Source organism: Bacillus sp. B1-b2 (assembly GCF_009183415.1).
In the GTDB taxonomy this organism is placed as follows: Bacteria; Bacillota; Bacilli; order Bacillales; family Cytobacillaceae; genus Niallia.
This window is the reverse complement of record NZ_WEHU01000032.1, coordinates 1-17,565: the sequence shown is the minus strand read 5'-3', so window position 1 is coordinate 17,565 and position 17,565 is coordinate 1. Positions and strand designations below refer to the sequence as shown.

Sequence of the window (17,565 nt, the reverse complement as noted above, 5' to 3'; positions counted from 1 at the left end):
ATATAATAAGTAAAACTCCATGCGCGAAAAGACCTCCTACAATAGGAATGGGATAAATATCATGGAGTAAATATTTAATTGTTCAGTATCTTGCAATCCTTTATATAAAGGTATTCTCGTTTTTTTTCTTTTCCTTTATAATATAAAATAATATATAGGTACAAAAAGACTTAATAGATATATTATCCTATTTATATATTTAGAATTTTGGATACAATGAATCATAAGTCATGTTTTCTAAAATAAAATATGTGTCTATTTAACGATTTTAATTTATTTTTTGATGAAAATATACAAGTTATGTAATTTCAAGCTAAAATAATAATGATACAAGAAGGGTTTTAGCCTTTTTGGAGGAATTTATATATGGTAATAAGGAAATTTGACACTAAAACTCTAGATTATATTGTAGAACAAATGATTCAAACAGTTGGTTCGAGTAAGGACGAAATCTTTCGAATTGGAGAACAATGTCGACAAGATTATGAAACCATTACAGATGAATTAAAAGAAATAAGAGAACTTGTTATACAAACAATTGATGAGGGGGACAAGCTGGAGGTTCAGGCAAAGTTTGCAAGAAAACGGTTATCTGAAGTCAGTCGTCATTTTAATGAGTATTCAGAAGCAGAAGTCCGTGAAGCTTATGAAAAAGCACATACCTTGCAGATGGATTTAAGTATGAACCGCCATTTGGAGAAGCAATATCGTGAGCGTAGAGATGATTTAGAGCGCAGGTTGTTAGGTTTAGATGAAACCATTCAGCGAGCAGATCACCTTGTCACTCAAATCTCCGTTGTCATGAATTATTTGGTAAGTGACCTAAAGCAGGTTGGAGAAGTATTGGAAGATGCCAAGCAAAAACAAGATTTCGGACTAAGAATAATTGGTGCACAAGAGGATGAGAAAAAACGCCTCTCAAGAGAGATTCATGATGGACCAGCTCAAATGATGGCAAATGTTATGATGAGATCTGACTTGGTAGAAAGAATTTATAAAGAACATGGTGCAGATCAAGCTTTTGAAGAAATAAGAAACTTAAAAGTCATGGTTCGAAATGCATTATATGAGGTTCGACGAATTATTTATGATTTAAGACCAATGGCTTTAGATGATTTGGGACTTATTCCTACTTTGAAAAAATATCTGCAAACAACAGAAGAATATCATCAATCAACCAAGATAGACTTTACTTTCTTGGGAAAAGAAGTAAGATTACCAAGTGAATACGAAGTAGCACTATTTCGATTAATTCAAGAATCTGTTCAAAATGCTTTCAAACATGCCAATGCTACTACCATAACAGTGAAAATTGAACTTATGAGAGATCAAGTAATTGTAATGGTAAAGGACAATGGAAAAGGATTCGATAAAGAACAACGTAAAGAAGAATCCTTTGGTCTGATTGGCATGCGAGAAAGAGTAGAATTACTAGATGGCGAATTAACCATTGATACGAAGTTAGGCGTTGGTACAATTATTATGATTAATGTGCCTATACGAAAATAAAGAGAAGGATAAGGGGAGGCGGAGTAAATGACTACGAAAATAGTTATTATAGATGATCACCAACTATTTAGAGAAGGTGTAAAGAGAATTTTAGATTTTGAAGCAAGCTTTGAGGTAGTGGCTGAAGGAGATGACGGTACCCAAGCGATTCAGCTGATAGAAAATTATCAGCCAGATGTAACTATTATGGATATTAATATGCCTACCATTAATGGGGTAGAAGCAACTAGGCAGTTACTAGAAAAATTCCCTAATACAAAAGTTATTATTCTATCTATTCATGATGATGAAAATTATGTAACACATGCCCTGAAAACTGGTGCAAGTGGCTACTTATTAAAAGAAATGGATGCAGATGCATTAGTAGAGGCAGTAAAGGTTGTGGCAGATGGAGGTTCCTACTTACATCCTAAAATTACGCATAATCTAGTAAATGAATATCGTCGATTAGCTTTAGAGGAATCAGGAGCAACAGATCATTATTCACAAACTGTCGAAATTCGCAGACCTCTTCATTTATTAACTCGTCGTGAGTGTGAAGTGCTACAATTGCTAGCTGATGGGAAAAGTAATCGTGGTATTGGAGAAGCGCTATTCATCAGTGAGAAAACAGTAAAGAACCATGTAAGTAATATTTTACAAAAGATGAATGTAAATGATCGTACTCAAGCAGTAGTAGTGGCTATTAAAAATGGTTGGGTAGAAGTGCGCTAATATATATATTTTAGGAACAAGGATATTGACCTAGTTAAATATCCTTGTTTTCATTTTTAATGGTTGAAAAATTAGGGATTTTGTCGAAAATAGTTGTTTAGACCTATTAATTTATGTATTATAATTGCTTATATAAGATAAATGCATACTTTGATAGGAGATCGTATATTATGAATGGAATCGTTCTACTTTCAGATTCGATACTACTAAATGCTTATCATCAAGCAATTCAATTAAAGTTAGATCGTGAGTTTATTGAATTACTTATGGCGGAAATAAATAGAAGAAACATTCATGTACAAACATAATGGGCTATGGAAGAAATCTGTCGATAAAATTCCTTTGCCCTTTTTTTATTTTACCTATTAAATCAAGCTAATTGTGCATTATAATAGAATCAGTATTATATAATAGAATAAAGTCTTTTGTGGATAAAAAGAAAGATAAGGAAGGTATATTATTGAATGAAAACAGCTATTGTCACAGATAGTACAGCTTATATTCCTAAGGAAATGAGAACGAAATATGACATACATATGATTCCTCTAACCGTGATATTAGGGAATGAAGTGTATGAAGAAGAAGTTGACTTGAACGCATCCCAATTTTACGAAGAAATAAAAACGAGAGATTTACCAACCACATCTCAGCCTCCAATAGGTAAGTTTGTTGAACTATTCGAAAATCTTTCCCATACATATGATGAAGTAATCAGTATACACCTATCAAGTGGAATTAGTGGTACCTACCAAGGAGCAGTTTCTGCAGGTGAAATGGTAGAAGGTATTGAGGTCTACGCTTTTGATACAGAAGTTAGTTGTATGGTGCAAGGCTTTTATGCGATAGAAGCAGCAAAGATGGTCCAAGAAGGAATGAATGCGAAGGAAATCATGCCTCTGTTAGCAGAATTAAAAGAAACTAGTCATGCCTATTTTATGGTAGATGATTTATCCAACTTACAGCGAGGTGGAAGACTTTCAAGTGCACAAGCATTGATCGGAAGCTTACTTCAAGTAAAGCCACTTTTACATTTTGAGGATAAAGTGATCGTTCCATTCGAAAAAATTCGTACACGAAAAAAAGCCATGAAGCGAATTGTAGAGTTATTAGCAGAAGCTACCAACGGAGAAGCATACCAAGCTGTTGTTATCCATGCGAACCGTGAACTAGAAGCAGAAGAATGGAAAGTAGAGCTAGAGAAAGAATTACCTAATATTGAGTTTATGATTAGTTACTTTGGTGCAGTTATAGGAACACATCTAGGCGAAGGCGCAATGGGCCTTGGGTGGATGAAGAAGAGAACCTGATTCCTGGTATGGGGATTGGGTTTTTTTGTTTTTTTTTGGTGGGGGGGGTGAGTGGTGTTCTGCAACAATAAGAGAGGAAAACGCAACAAAATGGGAATAAGCGCAACAAAGTTAGGCGTGAACGCAACAAAGAATGGAGATTGTGAAACAAAATAGGATGGGGGAAGATGCAGGAGATTGAATATGTAGTGTGAATACTAGAGGAAAAGTGGTTTCGCAACAAAAAGGGAGGAGAACGCAACAAAATGGCGATAAGCGCAACAAAGATAAGGATGAACGCAACAAAAATGATTTTTGCGCAACAAAGTAAAGCGATTGCGCAACCAAACAGGTTTGGGGAAGATGCAGAAGCTTGAATATATAGTGTGAATACTAGAGGAAATGTGGTTTCGCAACAAAAAGGGAGGAGAACGCAACAAAATGACGATAAGCGCAACAAAAATAAGGGTGAACGCAACAAAAATGATTTTTGCGCAACAAAGTAAAGCGATTGCGCAACAAAACAGGTTTGGGGAAGGTGCAGGAGCTTGAATATGTAGTGTGGATAGTAGAGGAAAAGTGGTTTCGCAACAAAAAGGGAGGAGAACGCAACAAAATGACGATAAGCGCAACAAAAGTAAGGGTGAACGCAACAAAAATGATTTTTGCGCAACAAAGTAAAGCGATTGCGCAACAAAACGGGTTTGGGAAAGATGCAGGAGCTTGAATACTTATAGTGAAAGGGAGAAAAACAATCAGGTAAAGAAATTCAAAATAAAAATACGTAATGAATTCCTTCAAATAAGAAGGAAAAATGTCACTTATTGAAGAATTTTATCAAAAACAAGAAAGGAAGGTGAATTATTTGATTATAAAACCGATAGAATATCCACAAAGAGCTCTTCAATTAGAGGCATTAATTTCAAGATTAAAAGTAAATCATGAAAGTATGGCTTTCATAAAGCATGATTATCAACTTATTATGGCTGGATTTCGTGGAGAAATGGCTGTGGATTATCCATTGAGTTTTCTACGAGAAGAAGAATATATTATCATGCATGATTTAAGGTTATGGAACGGCAAGTACTTCTTTCAAATAGACATTCTTATTCTGCATGCTAAATATATTTTGATTCTAGAAGTGAAGAACATGGTAGGTGAAATACTAATAGAGACAGATTTGCACCAAATGATACAAGTGAAAGATGATGAAAAAACAGCATATGCTGACCCACTTCTACAAGTAAGTAGGTTGAAAAGTCAATTGCATAGTGTGTTAGAGAATGCTCACTTTCATAATATCCCCATATTTACCCTTGTTGTATTTAGTAATACAAAATCCATTATCCGTATCCCTCCTGCACAACTAAATCTTCTGAAAAATAAAATTGTGCACAAAGAATTTCTTCCTGAACTCATTCCTAATGTAACAAGCTCTCAAGATTCTGCAAATGTTATAATGTCTCCAAATCAAATGAAGAAAATATCTAAGTATTTAATAAAGAAACATACTCCTTTTGATTCAGTAATATTGGAAAAATATCATATTAAGAAAGAGGATATAATAACAGGAATTATTTGTGGAAAATGTAGTGAGTTTGCCATGAAAAAGCTTCGTACATATTGGTTCTGCCAAAAATGTCATAATAAAACGAATGATGCTATATTTTCTGCTTTAAGGGATTATTATTTTCTTTTTGGGGAGGAAATCAATAATGAACAATTAAGATTTTTTCTCCATTTAGACTCTAAATTTGTTGCTTCACGAATTCTTAAGAGTTTACCTTTCAAAAGAAGTGGAAAGGGAAAATCCACAGTCCATCACCTAACACCCAAACTATTCAAAGAGGTGAACTAATGCTTTTTCAACATAACAATATCCATCTAATCCCTACCATTAACAAATCAGTGAATGCCCTCCGTATCTCAGACATCCCCAAAAATCAACTCACCACTCCAACTCTAAATCCATCATATGCCTTTAATAAAAACCTTCAACTCTCCCTACAAGGAAAAAAACTTCTCATTGACGAACTATCCTTTTCACTAGATGAAATCCAGGAACATTATTTAAACGGGTACTGCGCATATACACCAGGAATAGAAGAAAACACATGTAAAAGATGCGGAAATGACAATAAATCATTATTCGCAAGCTTTCCTTGTGCGAGATGTGGAAAAGAATGTTCCTATTGTAGAAACTGCATTATGATGGGCAGAATAAGTGAATGCACACCTCTCATTAGTTGGACTGGACCAGAAGTAGTCCAAGATACTAACAAAGTACAATTAAATTGGAATGGTACACTTTCAAAAGGTCAAAAAATTGCTTCAGACAAAATGGAAGAAATCATTGCCGAACAATCAGAGCTCCTTATTTGGGCAGTATGTGGAGCCGGGAAAACAGAAGTGCTTTTTAAAGGAATTGAACAAGCTCTACAACAAAATCAACGTATTTGTATTGCCACTCCGAGAACAGATGTAGTGCTTGAACTTGCGCCGAGACTTCAAGAAGTATTCCCAGAAATAAAAGTACTACCTGTTTATGGTGGAAGTGAGGATAGGCATTTATACAGCCCTCTTACTATTAGCACTACACATCAGCTATATCGATTTCACCAGGCATTTGACTTGGTTATACTTGATGAGATGGATGCTTTTCCGTATTCCTATGATCTTACCCTGCAAAGAGCTGTTCAAAAGGCGCGTAAGATTAATTCTACTCTTATTTATTTAACAGCAACTCCAGATAAGGAATGGCAAGAAAAGTGTAAAAACCAAGTCATCCAATATGTAACCATTCCTGCAAGATTTCACCAATATCCTCTTCCAGTTCCAGAGTTCAAATGGTGTGGTAATTGGGAAAAAACATTAAAGAAAAACAAACTTCCACCATCTATTGAAAAGTGGCTAAGACAACATGTGGACTCAGATAAACCACTGCTGCTTTTCGTACCTAAAATTACACATATGGAAAAATTAAAAAATCTCATCCAACCTATTATTCACTCTCTAGAAACAGTGCATGCAGAAGACGATGATAGGAAAGTGAAGGTTCAGAAAATGCGTGATAAACAATTGAAGCTATTAATAACAACTACTATTTTAGAACGAGGTGTTACTTTTCCGAATGTAGAGGTTGCTGTTTTAGGTGCAGAAAATAAAATTTTTACAGAAAGTGCCTTAGTGCAGATAGCTGGCAGGGTTGGAAGAAAGAAAGATTATCCTAATGGAAACATCCTATTTTTTCATCATGGAAAAACAGTCAGTATGGTAAAAGCGAAAGAACAAATTGAAAAAAGTAATAAGGAAGCAAGAGTACGAGGTTTGTTGAGATGAATTGTGTTTTTTGCTTAAAGCAGCTAATTCCTGAAATCAACTGGACATACTTATTATCCAAAGAGCCAATTTGTCACATATGTGAAGAGTGTAAGGAGAAGTTAGAAATCATTTCTGGTGAAGTCTGTGCTATTTGTGGGCGATCAGTAGAAAGTTTAAATGAAAAAACTTGTTCTGATTGTTACAGATGGGAACAACAAAAAACTTGGAAAGGAGTACTTGAAAAAAATACCGCTTTATTTCACTATAATCCATTTCTGAAGGATATTATTGCCCAATTTAAATATAGAGGGGATTATCATGTTGCTGCCGCATTCTCTTTATTTATTCCAAAGAATGTAGCGAAAAATAAAATCGCAGTGCCGATACCCTTAAGTACGGAGCGTTTGTATGAAAGAGGATTTAATCAAGCGGAAGCCATTCTTCATTATGCCAACATCCCATACATTCCATGTCTATCAAGAACCCATGGAGAAAAGCAATCCAAGAAAACAAGACAACAACGATTGCAATCAGAAAATATTTTCTCATTGAAAGGGAAAGATAGGATAAATACTCAAGATATTCTTTTAATAGACGATATATATACTACTGGAGCAACGTTGCGTCATGCAGCAAAATTATTAAAGGAAGCTGGAGCACATTCAGTCTCTTCCTTTACAATTGCACGATGAATAAGGAGTGATTCTAATGGCGGAGTTTGGTAATTGTCCTAGATGTGGAGATATATATGTATTAAATAATGTTCGAGAGATTTGTCCAAACTGTTATAAAAAGGAAGAATCTGACTACGAAAAAGTGTATCAGTTTATTCGTAAGAAACACAATAGAACGGCCCAAATGGATGAGGTTGTAGAAGTAACGGGTGTTGATCGATCTACTATATATAAATTTATAAAAAAAGGAAGAATTAAAATTGCCCAATTCCCTAATCTTGGATATCCTTGTGCGAAATGCGGTACAATAATTCGTGAAGGCAATCTTTGTAATCCTTGCTTAACAGGAATACAAAAAGACTTAAAGAACATAGAAAAAGAAGATAGACAAAAAGAACTAAATAATAAAAGTGCTACTTATTATACAACGGAAAAACCATAACAAGGGGAATACTTTTTTCCCCTCTTCTAAATATCTTCTCTACCATCTCCACTAGGAAAATGTTCACAAATTAAAGTTTTTTAATTAGTAAATTTGACGTATTTTAAGAAAATCAAAAGGAAATGCTTAAAGATATCGCTAATCATCCGATACTAGGTGTAGAAAAGATTTTCGTACGGAAAAAGAAAGTGAGGAATACAGGATGAAAATTAATAACTTTGGAACACAAGGCATTAATCCATATAAAAAAGTAAACAAAGTAGATCAAACGAATAAATCAGAAGGAACAAAAGGGACTGATAAAGTAGAGATTTCTTCTGTAGCAAAAGAATTGCAACAAGTCTCTCAAGTATCTGGTGCTCGCACAGAAAAAATTGAAGCATTGAAAAAACAAATTCAAAGTGGAACATATGAAGTAAATGCACAAGATGTAGCAAAAAGCATTATCAATTTCTACGCAAAATAATTCATTATTAGAAAAGGAGGGCTATCATGTCGGCAACGTTATTAATTCAAACATTAGACAAATTAGTAAAATTACATCTAAGTTTACATGAAGTAACAAAGAAGAAAACAGAAATTATTAAGGTTGGCGATATGGAAGCTCTTGAACAGATAATGAAGGACGAGCAAGCTCATATTATGAGCATCCAAAAGCTCGAGGAAGCAAGAATGACTATCTCGAAGCGAATTGCACCACATTTTGATAACCCTACTGTTACGGAATGCTTATCATTCCTAAACCAAATGGATGCGAAACAAGTTTCGGACATTGCGGCACACTTAAAGAACATTATAATAGAATTGAAAGAAACCAATATACTAAATCAACAGCTATTAATGCAGTCGATGCAATTTGTTAATGTTTCCTTAAATCTATTAAAGCCAGCACCAAAAAGCATCAATTATGGGAAACCAGCAGGTAGCAATCAAAACGTGCAAAATTATGGAAAACAACGAACTAGCTTATTAAATATAAAGGCATAATGGGGGATTAGAAAATGGGTTCAACTTTTATGGGACTAGAGACTGCAAGGCGTGGGATGGTTGCCCAGCAAGGTGCTCTATATACAACGGGTAACAATATCGCTAATGCGAATACACTTGGCTACACTCGACAAAGAGTAGACCTTCAGCAAACAGAAAGCTTTCCTTCTGTTGGAACAAATGCTCCGAAAATACCAGGGCAAATGGGAACAGGTGTAGAAGCGGGTGCTGTTGTCCGAGTAAGAGAAACATTTTTAGATACTCAATATCGCTCTGAATCTAGTAAGCTAGGATATTGGGAAAATCGTGCAAGTGCATTAGGTGATTTAGAAACTATTATGAATGAGCCTTCTGAATCTGGATTATCTGCATCTATGGATTCTTTCTGGGAGTCACTACAAGATATGGCAGTAGATCCACAGAACTCAGGAGCAAGAGCAGTTGTTCGTCAACGTGGTATTGCTGTCGCAGAAACATTTAATTATTTATATGATACGGTTTCTGCACAAAAAGCAGATGCTCAAAATGAAGTGAATGTTTCAGAAAAAGCAATCAACACCTTATTATCTCAACTAGATCAAGTAAACAAGCAAATTGGTGCTATTGAGCCAAATGGTTACTTACCAAATGATTTATATGATCAAAGAGATACCATCTTAGATGATTTATCTCAATATGCAAGAATTAAAGTAAGTTATGAAAAATCAGGTGGTAATGCTTTAGCTCAATCAGAGGGAAAGGCAGTTGTTTCTCTAGTAGATGACAACGGCAATGAACTAGGAAATTTAGTAGATACAAATGGTTATAAAGAAGTAAAAGTAAACAGCAATACAGAAAATACTGGTGTTCAATCCATCTCTATTGGAGATACAACAATTGATATTAATAACTTTGAATCTACTGGTAAATTAAAGAGTGTAGTAGAATCGTACGGATATGAGAATGAAAATGGCGATCTTAAAGGTACTTTCAATGATATGCTTTCAGAGTTAGATAACCTAGCTTATACATTCGCAACAGAATTTAACAAAGTTCATGAAGAAGGTATGAGCCCGAATGAAATTAAGAATGGTAATCAAGCCATTTCCTTCTTCGCTGATAATGAAAGTGCAGATGGAAGTATATCGGATAGAAAAGGTTTTGCAAGTAGAATGACTGTTTCACAGGATATTCGAAGTAGTTTAGATAATATTGCAAATGCAAATCCTACAAATCCTACTGTCGGTGATGCTTCTTATGTTAGTAAATTAGCAGAAATCATTAATAATGATTATGATTATGGGTTAAGTTCTGAGCAATCTTATTTTCGTAACTACTTTGAAGGAGTTATTGGAAGTATGGCTGTAAGCTCTCAAGAAGCAACAAAAATGGCAACTAACGCAACTGCTCTTCAACAAACAGTAGATAACAGAAGAATGAGTACAAGCTCTGTATCTTTAGATGAAGAAATGACAAATATGATTCAATACCAACAAGCATACAATGCAGCAGCAAGAATGATTTCTATCACAGATGAAATGTTAGATACAATTATTAACGGCATGGGTGTCGGGAGATAGGTGATTAAATAATGCGTGTAACACAGTCGATGGTTTCTTCAAATTCATTACGTAATATAAGCAATAGTTATAATAAATTAGCTTCATTGAATAACCAAGTAGCAACTGGGAAGAAAATTACGAAGCCTTCTGATGATCCAGTTGTAGCAATGAAAGGCATGTATTTTCGTTCTAACTTGAATTCAGTAGAACAGTATAAGCGCAATCTTTCAGAATTGCATTTGTGGATGGATAACTCGGAAGCAGGGATTGAACAGGCTACGAGTGGTCTTGAACGGGTACGTGAGCTATCGTTGCAAGGGAAAAATGATACGAATAGTGAAGATGAAAGAGCAGCCATATCTAAAGAAATTTCCCAAATTAAAGATGATTTAGTCAATGTGGCTAATACAAAGATAAATGGGAGATATATTTTCCATGGCACGGATGTATCCAATCCTGTAGTCTCAAGTGGTTCACCACCACAGGTAGCCGCAAATATTAATGATCCTTCAATTGATAATTATAATGTGGAAGTATCTCAAGGAATTACGATGAAAGCAAATATCAGTCCAAGTACTTTTAACCAAGAAACCTTTGACGTTTTACAAGAAATTGAAGATAAAATGGCAAATAATGATACAGAAGGTATGGATGAATTATTAGAGAGATTAGATAATGTTATTAATTCTATTAACTCTGAAAGAGCTGATCTTGGAGCTAAATCCAATCGTTTGGAAATGGTAGAGTCAAGAATTGATGCCCAGGAAGTTATGGCAAATAAGGTATTATCTGATAATGAAGATGTGGATATGGAACTGGCGATTACTCAGTTATCTGTTCAGGAAAGTGTGCATAATGCCGCGCTTAGTGTTGGAGCTAGGTTGATACAGACTTCGTTAATTGATTTCTTGAGATAAGCAGCTATTAAAGTTGGCTATTGATTTCTCTGAAGGTGTTTGTTATCTGCAGTTAAGGAGCCCTTTCGTGTCTACACTCTCTCTAACTTGAGTAGCCATACACTTTTCATTACAATTAACAAGGCTAACAGTAAGTTATTTTCTATAAGTATTCTAAATAGGAGGAGGCAAGCCTGACCGACTTGGTCTGATGGTTTGGCTCTTTTTTTCTAAATATGATTATTTAAGGATGTGAAGATGGAATGTTTCCGCAAATTAGATTGCAATCTTCTCCTGCTAAGATTGATATTCAAGTGCTAAGAGGATCGTTAGAGATAGAACCACAACATATAAAAATGGAACTGGAACAGCCAAAAGCTGAATTAACAATAGATAAACGACCATCGAAATTGACTATTGATCAAACGAAGGCTAGAGAGGATGTCGGTTATAAAAGTGTGCCTCGAATAGTGGAGGATGCTGCTGCAGAAGGGAAACGTGCGGTGCTTGAGGGAATTGGGAGACGTGGAAGAGATCGAAATGAACTTTTGCAAATTCAAAATGATGGTAATCCTATTGCAGCTCAAGCTAAAAGAAATAGTCAAGGAGAACCAAAACAATTTGGAATAGGGTGGATACCTTCCCCAAACAGTGTGCAGATCGATTATGATCCTGGAGATGTGACGATATCAGTAGAAACTAAAAAGCCGATTATTAGCAGTACAACAAATAATCCACAAAATACTTTTACACCATCCAAAGTGAATGTTCAATTGGCACAATATTCATCTTTAGAAATAGATTTTGAAAATTTAAAGTATGTTGGGGTAAACTATGAACAATACATATAAAGGAATGATGTGAATTGAAAATTATTACTAAGTATCATGGGGAAAGAGAATTTGAGGAAAAAGAAATAATTATTTTTCCACAAGCTATTCCAGGATTTCCAGATGAAAAGAAATTTATTGTATTGTCGCTAGATGAAGAAGGCGAATTTTTAGTACTTCAATCTGTTTCTAATACCCAACTTGCTTTTATTATGACAAATCCTTTTAATTTCATTAAAGAGTATGACTTTACATTAGAGAATCATGTGGTGGAACTACTAGAAATAGAATCAGATAAAAATGTGTTGATATTTACTATATTAACGGTTAAAGATCCATTTGATAAAACAACAGCTAATTTACAGGCACCGATTGTGATAAACAGTAAAAAAAATATTGCGAAACAAGTGATTTTGAATCATCAAGATTATCATACCAAGCACCTACTTTTTCAAAAAGTAAAGTCTTCAAGGGTGAAAGGGTGATTAGATGTTAGTACTCACTAGAAAAAATGGTGAAGTAATTAAAATTGGGGATGAAATAGAGATCACTGTTATTGCATTAAAAGGTGATCAAGTGAAGATAGGGATAAATGCTCCTAAAAATGTGGATGTTTATCGTAAAGAAGTATATGAGCAAATAATTGCCGAGAATCAAGAAGCTTCTGCAGATGTGTCGGAGGTTATGGGATTTATTAAAGGAGCAAAGAAAGACTAAGGGAAAAACAAACAAGTAAATACTGTATGTAGCAGCGTAGCTAATATTTTGCTACGCTTTTTATTTTATTATGGTTTTTGCCTATGTGTATTCTAGTTTTCTTTTATTCTAAAAAAAATAAAAAAAAAGATAAAAAACTATTAAAACTTTTAGAGGTAAGACGATATATAAAGTAAGAGAGGGAAGGGCGGCCGACCTTCCTAACTCCTAACAAAAAATTATATGTTCACAAGGATGTGAACACTCAAATTCAGGGAGGAACATAAAAATGAGAATCAATCATAATATTGCAGCACTTAACACGTATCGTCAGTTGGGTAGTGCAAATGAAGCACAAGGTAAGTCAATGGAGAAATTATCTTCAGGTCTTCGTATTAACAAAGCTGGGGATGATGCAGCAGGTCTAGCAATCTCTGAAAAAATGCGTGGACAGATTCGTGGATTGGATATGGCTTCTAAGAATGCACAAGACGGTATTTCTTTAATTTCAACTGCTGAAGGTGCATTAAATGAAACTCACTCAATTTTACAACGTATGCGTGAATTATCAGTTCAATCTTCTAATGATACCAATACTTTAGATGACCGTAAAGAAATTCAAAAAGAAGTTGACCAATTAAAATCAGAAGTAGATAGAATCGGTAACAACACAGAATTTAACACTAAAAAACTTATTAATGGTGGTGCCTCTGTTAGTGGTACAGTGGCTGATACTGACGCTGGTGATGCTGCAAAAATTAGTATAGTTGGTGGTACTGGTGAAACTACTGCAGGGGCTGCAATAGCTATGAGTGCTTCAACAGTAGCCACTGCAGCTACAGATGCTACAACTGCAACATTTGCGCTTTCTACAACAGCCTTAGGTTCAGCTTCATCAATAACTATTAATGGTACGAAGTTTGATTTTGCAGCTACAGACACGGTTCAAAATGCTTTAGATGCTATCAACAATGCTGGCGTTGGAGTTAAAGCTACTCACACCGATGGTGCAGGAATCACTTTAGCTACTGAAGACAAAGGTAGTGCAGCAAAATTCACAGTAAATGCTGTAGGTGGTGCATTAGCTGGTTTAGCAACATCAAGTGGTACAGATGCTACTGTTACTGCTGCTTCAGGCTTTACAAGCTATAAAGCAGAAGGGGATACTGTAACTATTCTAGATGGTGCTGCAAAAGGTTTAGAATTAAAAATTAATGGGGCTTTAGATAACACAGCTAATACTACTGTTACTGTGACATCAAATGGCACTTTAAATTTACAAATTGGTGCAAATGAAAACCAAGAAATGAATATTTCTATTAAAGATATGAGAGCATCAGCTTTAGGTATTAGTGGTATTGATGTAACTACTCAAACAGGTGCATCTTCAGCGATTAGTACATTGGATAAAGCTATCCAAACTGTATCAGCTGAACGTTCTAAACTTGGTGCTTATTCAAACCGCTTAGACCAGACAATTAACAACTTAGGTACATCTTCTGAAAACCTAACTGCTGCGGAATCTCGTATCCGTGACGTAGATTATGCTTTAGCTGCATAAGCAGTGACAAGCACAGTCGTCCTAGCTGGTAACGGCTAGTGATTATAATCGGGTGAATTGCTGGAAAACCCTTAGAGCTTTTCTTACCACAACGCAGTTGGAAACGACAAGCGTGATGGTTTGAAAAAAGAAAAGATTGGGCAATCAGCAGCCAAGCTCCTGTCTTGAAAGAGTGGAGAAGGTTCAACGACTAGGATAGACCATCTAAGGCAAAAGCTATGGTGATGAAATCCATAGGTGAAACAATATACATCAGTATTGTGAATCCGAAGTGCCCGACCCCTACTAGATTGCTAGAGGGTGAAGATATAGTCTAGTCATTTATGAAAATAAATGTTCGCACGATGGCGAAAGAAATGATGAACCAAACGAAGAATTCTATTCTTTCTCAAGCAGCACAAGCAATGTTGGCTCAATCGAATCAATTGCCGCAAGGAGTATTGCAACTTCTTCGATAATTGAAAGAGGGCGTCTTACTTGGCAACGGGTAAGAGTATAACTGGGTGAATTGCTGGAACTTCCTAAAGCTTCATCAACCACAACGTAATTAGAAATGATAGGCGTGAAGGTTTGAAAATGATGAAGATATTACAATGGATAATCAGCAGCCAAGCTCCTGTGAGGAAACTCTGGAGAAGGTTCAACGACTAGGGAATACGGTCTAAGGCAAATGCTATGACTATGAATCTCGTAGAATAGCAAAAGCTGTTCGAAGTGCCCAGCTCCTAATAAATTTAGGATGAAGATATAGTCTATTCTATGATCGAAAGACATAGTCGCAAAGCAAGCGAATCAACAACCACAAGGGGTTTTACAACTTCTTCGTTAATTTTAATATACCTGAAGGAGGCTCTAGTTATACTAGGGTCTCTTTCTTTTAAATTAATTTAATATGATCTCTAAATTTCTATTTTTCCATCAATTTTGCCCTCTAGAATAGACTCCAATAACTCCATTAATAATATTGTAATTTGTAGCATTTATCTTCATCATCCATCGTCTGAAATATATTGAATGACACTTAATTAATTGGAATAGCAGGGGGACAGGTATCATAAACTTTACTATTAGATACTTAAGGGGGATTATTTTTATGACCACTAACACTTCTTGTCCTCATTGTTATACGGGGAAAAAGCCTATATTAGAAAGGGAGGATGAAATCGATAAATTAATGGATACTCGAGGATTAAGTTTTTATGAGGCTATGCTAAGAGTAGGTGATTATATTATATGTCCACATTGTAAGGGGACAGGTGAAAAACAGGGAATGTAAGAAGAAGTTTTAGATATGACGCTACGTTGCTCCTTGTCCTCTTTGGGGAAAGTCGAGAAAGTCGATTGTGCCCCGAAAGTCTAGTTGCTCGTAAGAGATACTAAAGTAACAAAGCAATCTTCTAATGTGCAACTAGTAATGACTGAATATTCAGATATATATTATATTCATAGAATGTACATTTGTTCTATGAACACTAGATGTTCAAGAAACAAGCGACCTGAACCTCTACTTCAATCTTCGGAGTAGGGGCTATTTCTATTTAGGAGGAGTTTAGTATGAATTATTACGAAGCATCAGAATTAAAACAATTGGAGCTATTAGAAGGGAGAATTGAAATTATGAAGAAACAACCTGCCAAACGAGTGAACATCGTAAGTCTAAAGCTAGTAAGAGAATCTAGTATTCTGTACAAACAAAGGAGAATCACTTCCCCTGATGATGCGTATAAGCTTTTAAGAGATTTTCTAGTGGATTCAGATAGGGAAAGATTTGTTGTTGTGTGCTTGGACACTAAGAACCAACCGACTGCCATCAACATTTGTCATGTCGGTAGTTTAAATGCAAGCCTAGTACATCCTAGGGAGGTAATGAAGGCAGCCATTCTATCTAATGCAGCATCTATTCTAGTTGGACATAATCATCCTTCACAGGACCCAACACCAAGCAGAGAAGATTGTGAGGTAACTAAACGATTAGTTAAGGCAGGTAAGATAATTGGCATTGATGTCCTTGATCATATTGTCGTTTGCGAGGATAAATTTGTCTCATTAAAAGAAAAAGGCTATGTATGAAAGGGGGTGAAAAAGATGAAGGAATTAGATTGGTTTTTAAAAATGTTAGAAGATGAGTTTCAAGTAGCAGTAGACCTCAATCAAATCAGCTATGAAGGTAATGAGCTTTACCTAGATGAAATTGATGAGTCTTTAATCCCTTTTGAAATGTTAGAAGGACTACCTAAATCACTTCTTTTTGAAACAATGATGTTTGAAAGTGAAGAGCAAATAGAATGGATTGGCATGGTAGCAATAGATTTAGAAACAAGGGAATGGTACTTGCAAGTGATTTTAAAGGACGGGGTACCTGTGTTAAGAAAAAGGATAGAAAAGGAGAATGGTTGATCATGACAAGATACAACAAAATCATCATAAATGGTGAGATAACATACAGAGGGTTTAATGAGGCAACAGGGTTTTACGATAATGAAGTGTTAACTGAGGAAGAATTGATTGAAGAATTGCTTGGAGAAGTAGTGGAAGATGTCATTGAAATTGATAAAGGACAAATTGAAAGAGCTATTTCCTGCATTCCAACTATTCATCAAAGGGAAATGGTCCAAAACTATCTAGATTATCTTGAATGTCTAGTCGAGTCTATGGAATAAACTCACGACATTTCTTCACGAAAACTTACGACATAACTAAATAAGAAAAAGTAAAGGAATGTAAAACCCAATAATGCCATATAAATCAGTCCATTTTTGGTAGGGAAACCTCACGTCATAATTATATAACTGTCGTGAGCTGACTTGAAAGGAGGTGAAAAGGATGCTGGAGAAAATCATCGTACCTGTAATCATTGCAGTAGCTACTGAAATTGTGAAAGAGGTCACGAAAAAATAAGTGTCCGTTCGTTTAGCAAAATGAGAGGAGTGAAAGTGTGAAAATCTATCCATGCTCATGTCATCAACCATGTACCAGTTGTACCATTAAAAACAATCATGATCTTTCACTCACACCCCCTCATGAAAAAGGGGGTTATTTTTTTGTGAATTGACCATAACTGATACTACACAAACAGATAAGTACGTGGGTTTTAATGGTGGGTTAAAC

20 protein-coding genes and 1 pseudogene are annotated in these 17,565 nt (G+C 35.3%); all 21 read left to right on the top strand.

Annotated features, from left to right (window positions below; all coding sequences use genetic code 11):
* Positions 1–366: 366 nt before the first annotated feature.
* The 21 genes and pseudogenes from F9279_RS21200 (at position 367) to F9279_RS21100 (ending at position 17,117) form a co-directional block, all read left to right on the top strand.
* Positions 367–1,509, top strand: a complete 1,143-nt coding sequence (locus F9279_RS21200) for a sensor histidine kinase (protein ID WP_152116189.1) — start codon at positions 367–369, stop codon at positions 1,507–1,509.
* 27 nt (positions 1,510–1,536) lie between these two features.
* On the top strand, positions 1,537–2,223 hold the full coding sequence (locus F9279_RS21195; protein WP_152116188.1) for a response regulator: 687 nt from the start codon (positions 1,537–1,539) through the stop codon (positions 2,221–2,223).
* A 170-nt stretch (positions 2,224–2,393) separates the two neighbouring features.
* Positions 2,394–2,531 carry a sporulation histidine kinase inhibitor Sda gene (gene sda, locus F9279_RS21190; RefSeq protein WP_319020782.1) on the top strand — a complete coding sequence of 46 codons (138 nt, stop codon included), beginning with the start codon at positions 2,394–2,396 and terminating at the stop codon, positions 2,529–2,531.
* A 156-nt stretch (positions 2,532–2,687) separates the two neighbouring features.
* Positions 2,688–3,530, top strand: coding sequence for a DegV family protein (locus F9279_RS21185; protein WP_152116187.1), 843 nt, complete (start codon positions 2,688–2,690; stop codon positions 3,528–3,530).
* 793 nt (positions 3,531–4,323) lie between these two features.
* Positions 4,324–5,367: a nuclease-related domain-containing protein gene (locus F9279_RS21180; protein WP_152116186.1), complete on the top strand. Its 1,044-nt coding sequence runs from the start codon at positions 4,324–4,326 to the stop codon at positions 5,365–5,367.
* A complete protein-coding gene (locus tag F9279_RS21175; RefSeq protein ID WP_152116185.1) occupies positions 5,367–6,848 on the top strand; it encodes a DEAD/DEAH box helicase in 1,482 nt (493 codons plus the stop codon). The genes F9279_RS21180 and F9279_RS21175 overlap by 1 nt, the downstream gene beginning before the upstream one ends.
* Positions 6,845–7,522, top strand: a complete 678-nt coding sequence (locus F9279_RS21170) for a ComF family protein (RefSeq protein WP_152116184.1) — start codon at positions 6,845–6,847, stop codon at positions 7,520–7,522. The genes F9279_RS21175 and F9279_RS21170 overlap by 4 nt, the downstream gene beginning before the upstream one ends.
* Before the next feature lie 16 nt (positions 7,523–7,538).
* Complete coding sequence (locus F9279_RS21165) at positions 7,539–7,946, top strand: TIGR03826 family flagellar region protein (protein ID WP_152116183.1); 408 nt, start codon at positions 7,539–7,541, stop codon at positions 7,944–7,946.
* Between the two features lie 202 nt (positions 7,947–8,148).
* Positions 8,149–8,412, top strand: a complete 264-nt coding sequence (gene flgM / locus F9279_RS21160) for a flagellar biosynthesis anti-sigma factor FlgM (RefSeq protein ID WP_152116182.1) — start codon at positions 8,149–8,151, stop codon at positions 8,410–8,412.
* Between the two features lie 26 nt (positions 8,413–8,438).
* Positions 8,439–8,933 carry a flagellar protein FlgN gene (locus tag F9279_RS21155; protein WP_152116181.1) on the top strand — a complete coding sequence of 165 codons (495 nt, stop codon included), beginning with the start codon at positions 8,439–8,441 and terminating at the stop codon, positions 8,931–8,933.
* Positions 8,934–8,947: 14 nt separating this feature from the next.
* On the top strand, positions 8,948–10,492 hold the full coding sequence (gene flgK, locus F9279_RS21150) for a flagellar hook-associated protein FlgK (protein WP_152116180.1): 1,545 nt from the start codon (positions 8,948–8,950) through the stop codon (positions 10,490–10,492).
* A gap of 11 nt (positions 10,493–10,503) precedes the next feature.
* The gene (gene flgL / locus F9279_RS21145; RefSeq protein ID WP_152116179.1) at positions 10,504–11,391 is read left to right on the top strand and encodes a flagellar hook-associated protein FlgL; all 888 of its coding nucleotides are present in this window, start codon (positions 10,504–10,506) and stop codon (positions 11,389–11,391) included.
* Positions 11,392–11,633: 242 nt separating this feature from the next.
* Complete coding sequence (locus F9279_RS21140; protein ID WP_152116178.1) at positions 11,634–12,221, top strand: DUF6470 family protein; 588 nt, start codon at positions 11,634–11,636, stop codon at positions 12,219–12,221.
* Between the two features lie 14 nt (positions 12,222–12,235).
* Positions 12,236–12,685 (top strand): flagellar assembly protein FliW, encoded by a 450-nt coding sequence (gene fliW / locus F9279_RS21135; RefSeq protein ID WP_152116177.1) that lies wholly within the window; start codon positions 12,236–12,238, stop codon positions 12,683–12,685.
* A gap of 4 nt (positions 12,686–12,689) precedes the next feature.
* A complete protein-coding gene (gene csrA / locus F9279_RS21130; protein ID WP_152116176.1) occupies positions 12,690–12,917 on the top strand; it encodes a carbon storage regulator CsrA in 228 nt (75 codons plus the stop codon).
* A 268-nt stretch (positions 12,918–13,185) separates the two neighbouring features.
* Entirely contained in the window at positions 13,186–14,457 is a 1,272-nt protein-coding gene (locus F9279_RS26105; protein ID WP_152116175.1) for a flagellin, read from the top strand.
* Between the two features lie 344 nt (positions 14,458–14,801).
* Positions 14,802–14,915, top strand: a pseudogene (locus F9279_RS21120) (flagellin); the annotation flags it as partial.
* A gap of 635 nt (positions 14,916–15,550) precedes the next feature.
* Positions 15,551–15,733, top strand: coding sequence for a hypothetical protein (locus F9279_RS21115; protein WP_152116174.1), 183 nt, complete (start codon positions 15,551–15,553; stop codon positions 15,731–15,733).
* Positions 15,734–16,011: 278 nt separating this feature from the next.
* Positions 16,012–16,527, top strand: a complete 516-nt coding sequence (locus tag F9279_RS21110) for a JAB domain-containing protein (protein ID WP_152116173.1) — start codon at positions 16,012–16,014, stop codon at positions 16,525–16,527.
* Positions 16,528–16,542: 15 nt separating this feature from the next.
* Positions 16,543–16,854: a hypothetical protein gene (locus F9279_RS21105; RefSeq protein WP_152116172.1), complete on the top strand. Its 312-nt coding sequence runs from the start codon at positions 16,543–16,545 to the stop codon at positions 16,852–16,854.
* A gap of 2 nt (positions 16,855–16,856) precedes the next feature.
* A complete protein-coding gene (locus F9279_RS21100; protein WP_152116171.1) occupies positions 16,857–17,117 on the top strand; it encodes a hypothetical protein in 261 nt (86 codons plus the stop codon).
* Positions 17,118–17,565: the final 448 nt, after the last annotated feature.

What these genes read in the sequence shown, in the direction of transcription:
- F9279_RS21200 (WP_152116189.1), top strand. Translation starts at nt 367, where the DNA reads ATGGTAATAAGGAAATTTGACACTAAAACTCTAGATTATATTGTAGAA.
- F9279_RS21170 (WP_152116184.1), top strand. Translation starts at nt 6,845, where the DNA reads ATGAATTGTGTTTTTTGCTTAAAGCAGCTAATTCCTGAAATCAACTGG.
- F9279_RS21165 (WP_152116183.1), top strand. Translation starts at nt 7,539, where the DNA reads ATGGCGGAGTTTGGTAATTGTCCTAGATGTGGAGATATATATGTATTA.
- F9279_RS21195 (WP_152116188.1), top strand. Translation starts at nt 1,537, where the DNA reads ATGACTACGAAAATAGTTATTATAGATGATCACCAACTATTTAGAGAA.
- F9279_RS21140 (WP_152116178.1), top strand. Translation starts at nt 11,634, where the DNA reads ATGTTTCCGCAAATTAGATTGCAATCTTCTCCTGCTAAGATTGATATT.
- F9279_RS21105 (WP_152116172.1), top strand. Translation starts at nt 16,543, where the DNA reads ATGAAGGAATTAGATTGGTTTTTAAAAATGTTAGAAGATGAGTTTCAA.
- sda (WP_319020782.1), top strand. Translation starts at nt 2,394, where the DNA reads ATGAATGGAATCGTTCTACTTTCAGATTCGATACTACTAAATGCTTAT.
- F9279_RS21180 (WP_152116186.1), top strand. Translation starts at nt 4,324, where the DNA reads ATGTCACTTATTGAAGAATTTTATCAAAAACAAGAAAGGAAGGTGAAT.
- flgM (WP_152116182.1), top strand. Translation starts at nt 8,149, where the DNA reads ATGAAAATTAATAACTTTGGAACACAAGGCATTAATCCATATAAAAAA.
- flgL (WP_152116179.1), top strand. Translation starts at nt 10,504, where the DNA reads ATGCGTGTAACACAGTCGATGGTTTCTTCAAATTCATTACGTAATATA.
- F9279_RS21155 (WP_152116181.1), top strand. Translation starts at nt 8,439, where the DNA reads ATGTCGGCAACGTTATTAATTCAAACATTAGACAAATTAGTAAAATTA.
- F9279_RS21100 (WP_152116171.1), top strand. Translation starts at nt 16,857, where the DNA reads ATGACAAGATACAACAAAATCATCATAAATGGTGAGATAACATACAGA.
- F9279_RS26105 (WP_152116175.1), top strand. Translation starts at nt 13,186, where the DNA reads ATGAGAATCAATCATAATATTGCAGCACTTAACACGTATCGTCAGTTG.
- F9279_RS21175 (WP_152116185.1), top strand. Translation starts at nt 5,367, where the DNA reads ATGCTTTTTCAACATAACAATATCCATCTAATCCCTACCATTAACAAA.
- csrA (WP_152116176.1), top strand. Translation starts at nt 12,690, where the DNA reads ATGTTAGTACTCACTAGAAAAAATGGTGAAGTAATTAAAATTGGGGAT.
- flgK (WP_152116180.1), top strand. Translation starts at nt 8,948, where the DNA reads ATGGGTTCAACTTTTATGGGACTAGAGACTGCAAGGCGTGGGATGGTT.
- F9279_RS21115 (WP_152116174.1), top strand. Translation starts at nt 15,551, where the DNA reads ATGACCACTAACACTTCTTGTCCTCATTGTTATACGGGGAAAAAGCCT.
- F9279_RS21185 (WP_152116187.1), top strand. Translation starts at nt 2,688, where the DNA reads ATGAAAACAGCTATTGTCACAGATAGTACAGCTTATATTCCTAAGGAA.
- F9279_RS21110 (WP_152116173.1), top strand. Translation starts at nt 16,012, where the DNA reads ATGAATTATTACGAAGCATCAGAATTAAAACAATTGGAGCTATTAGAA.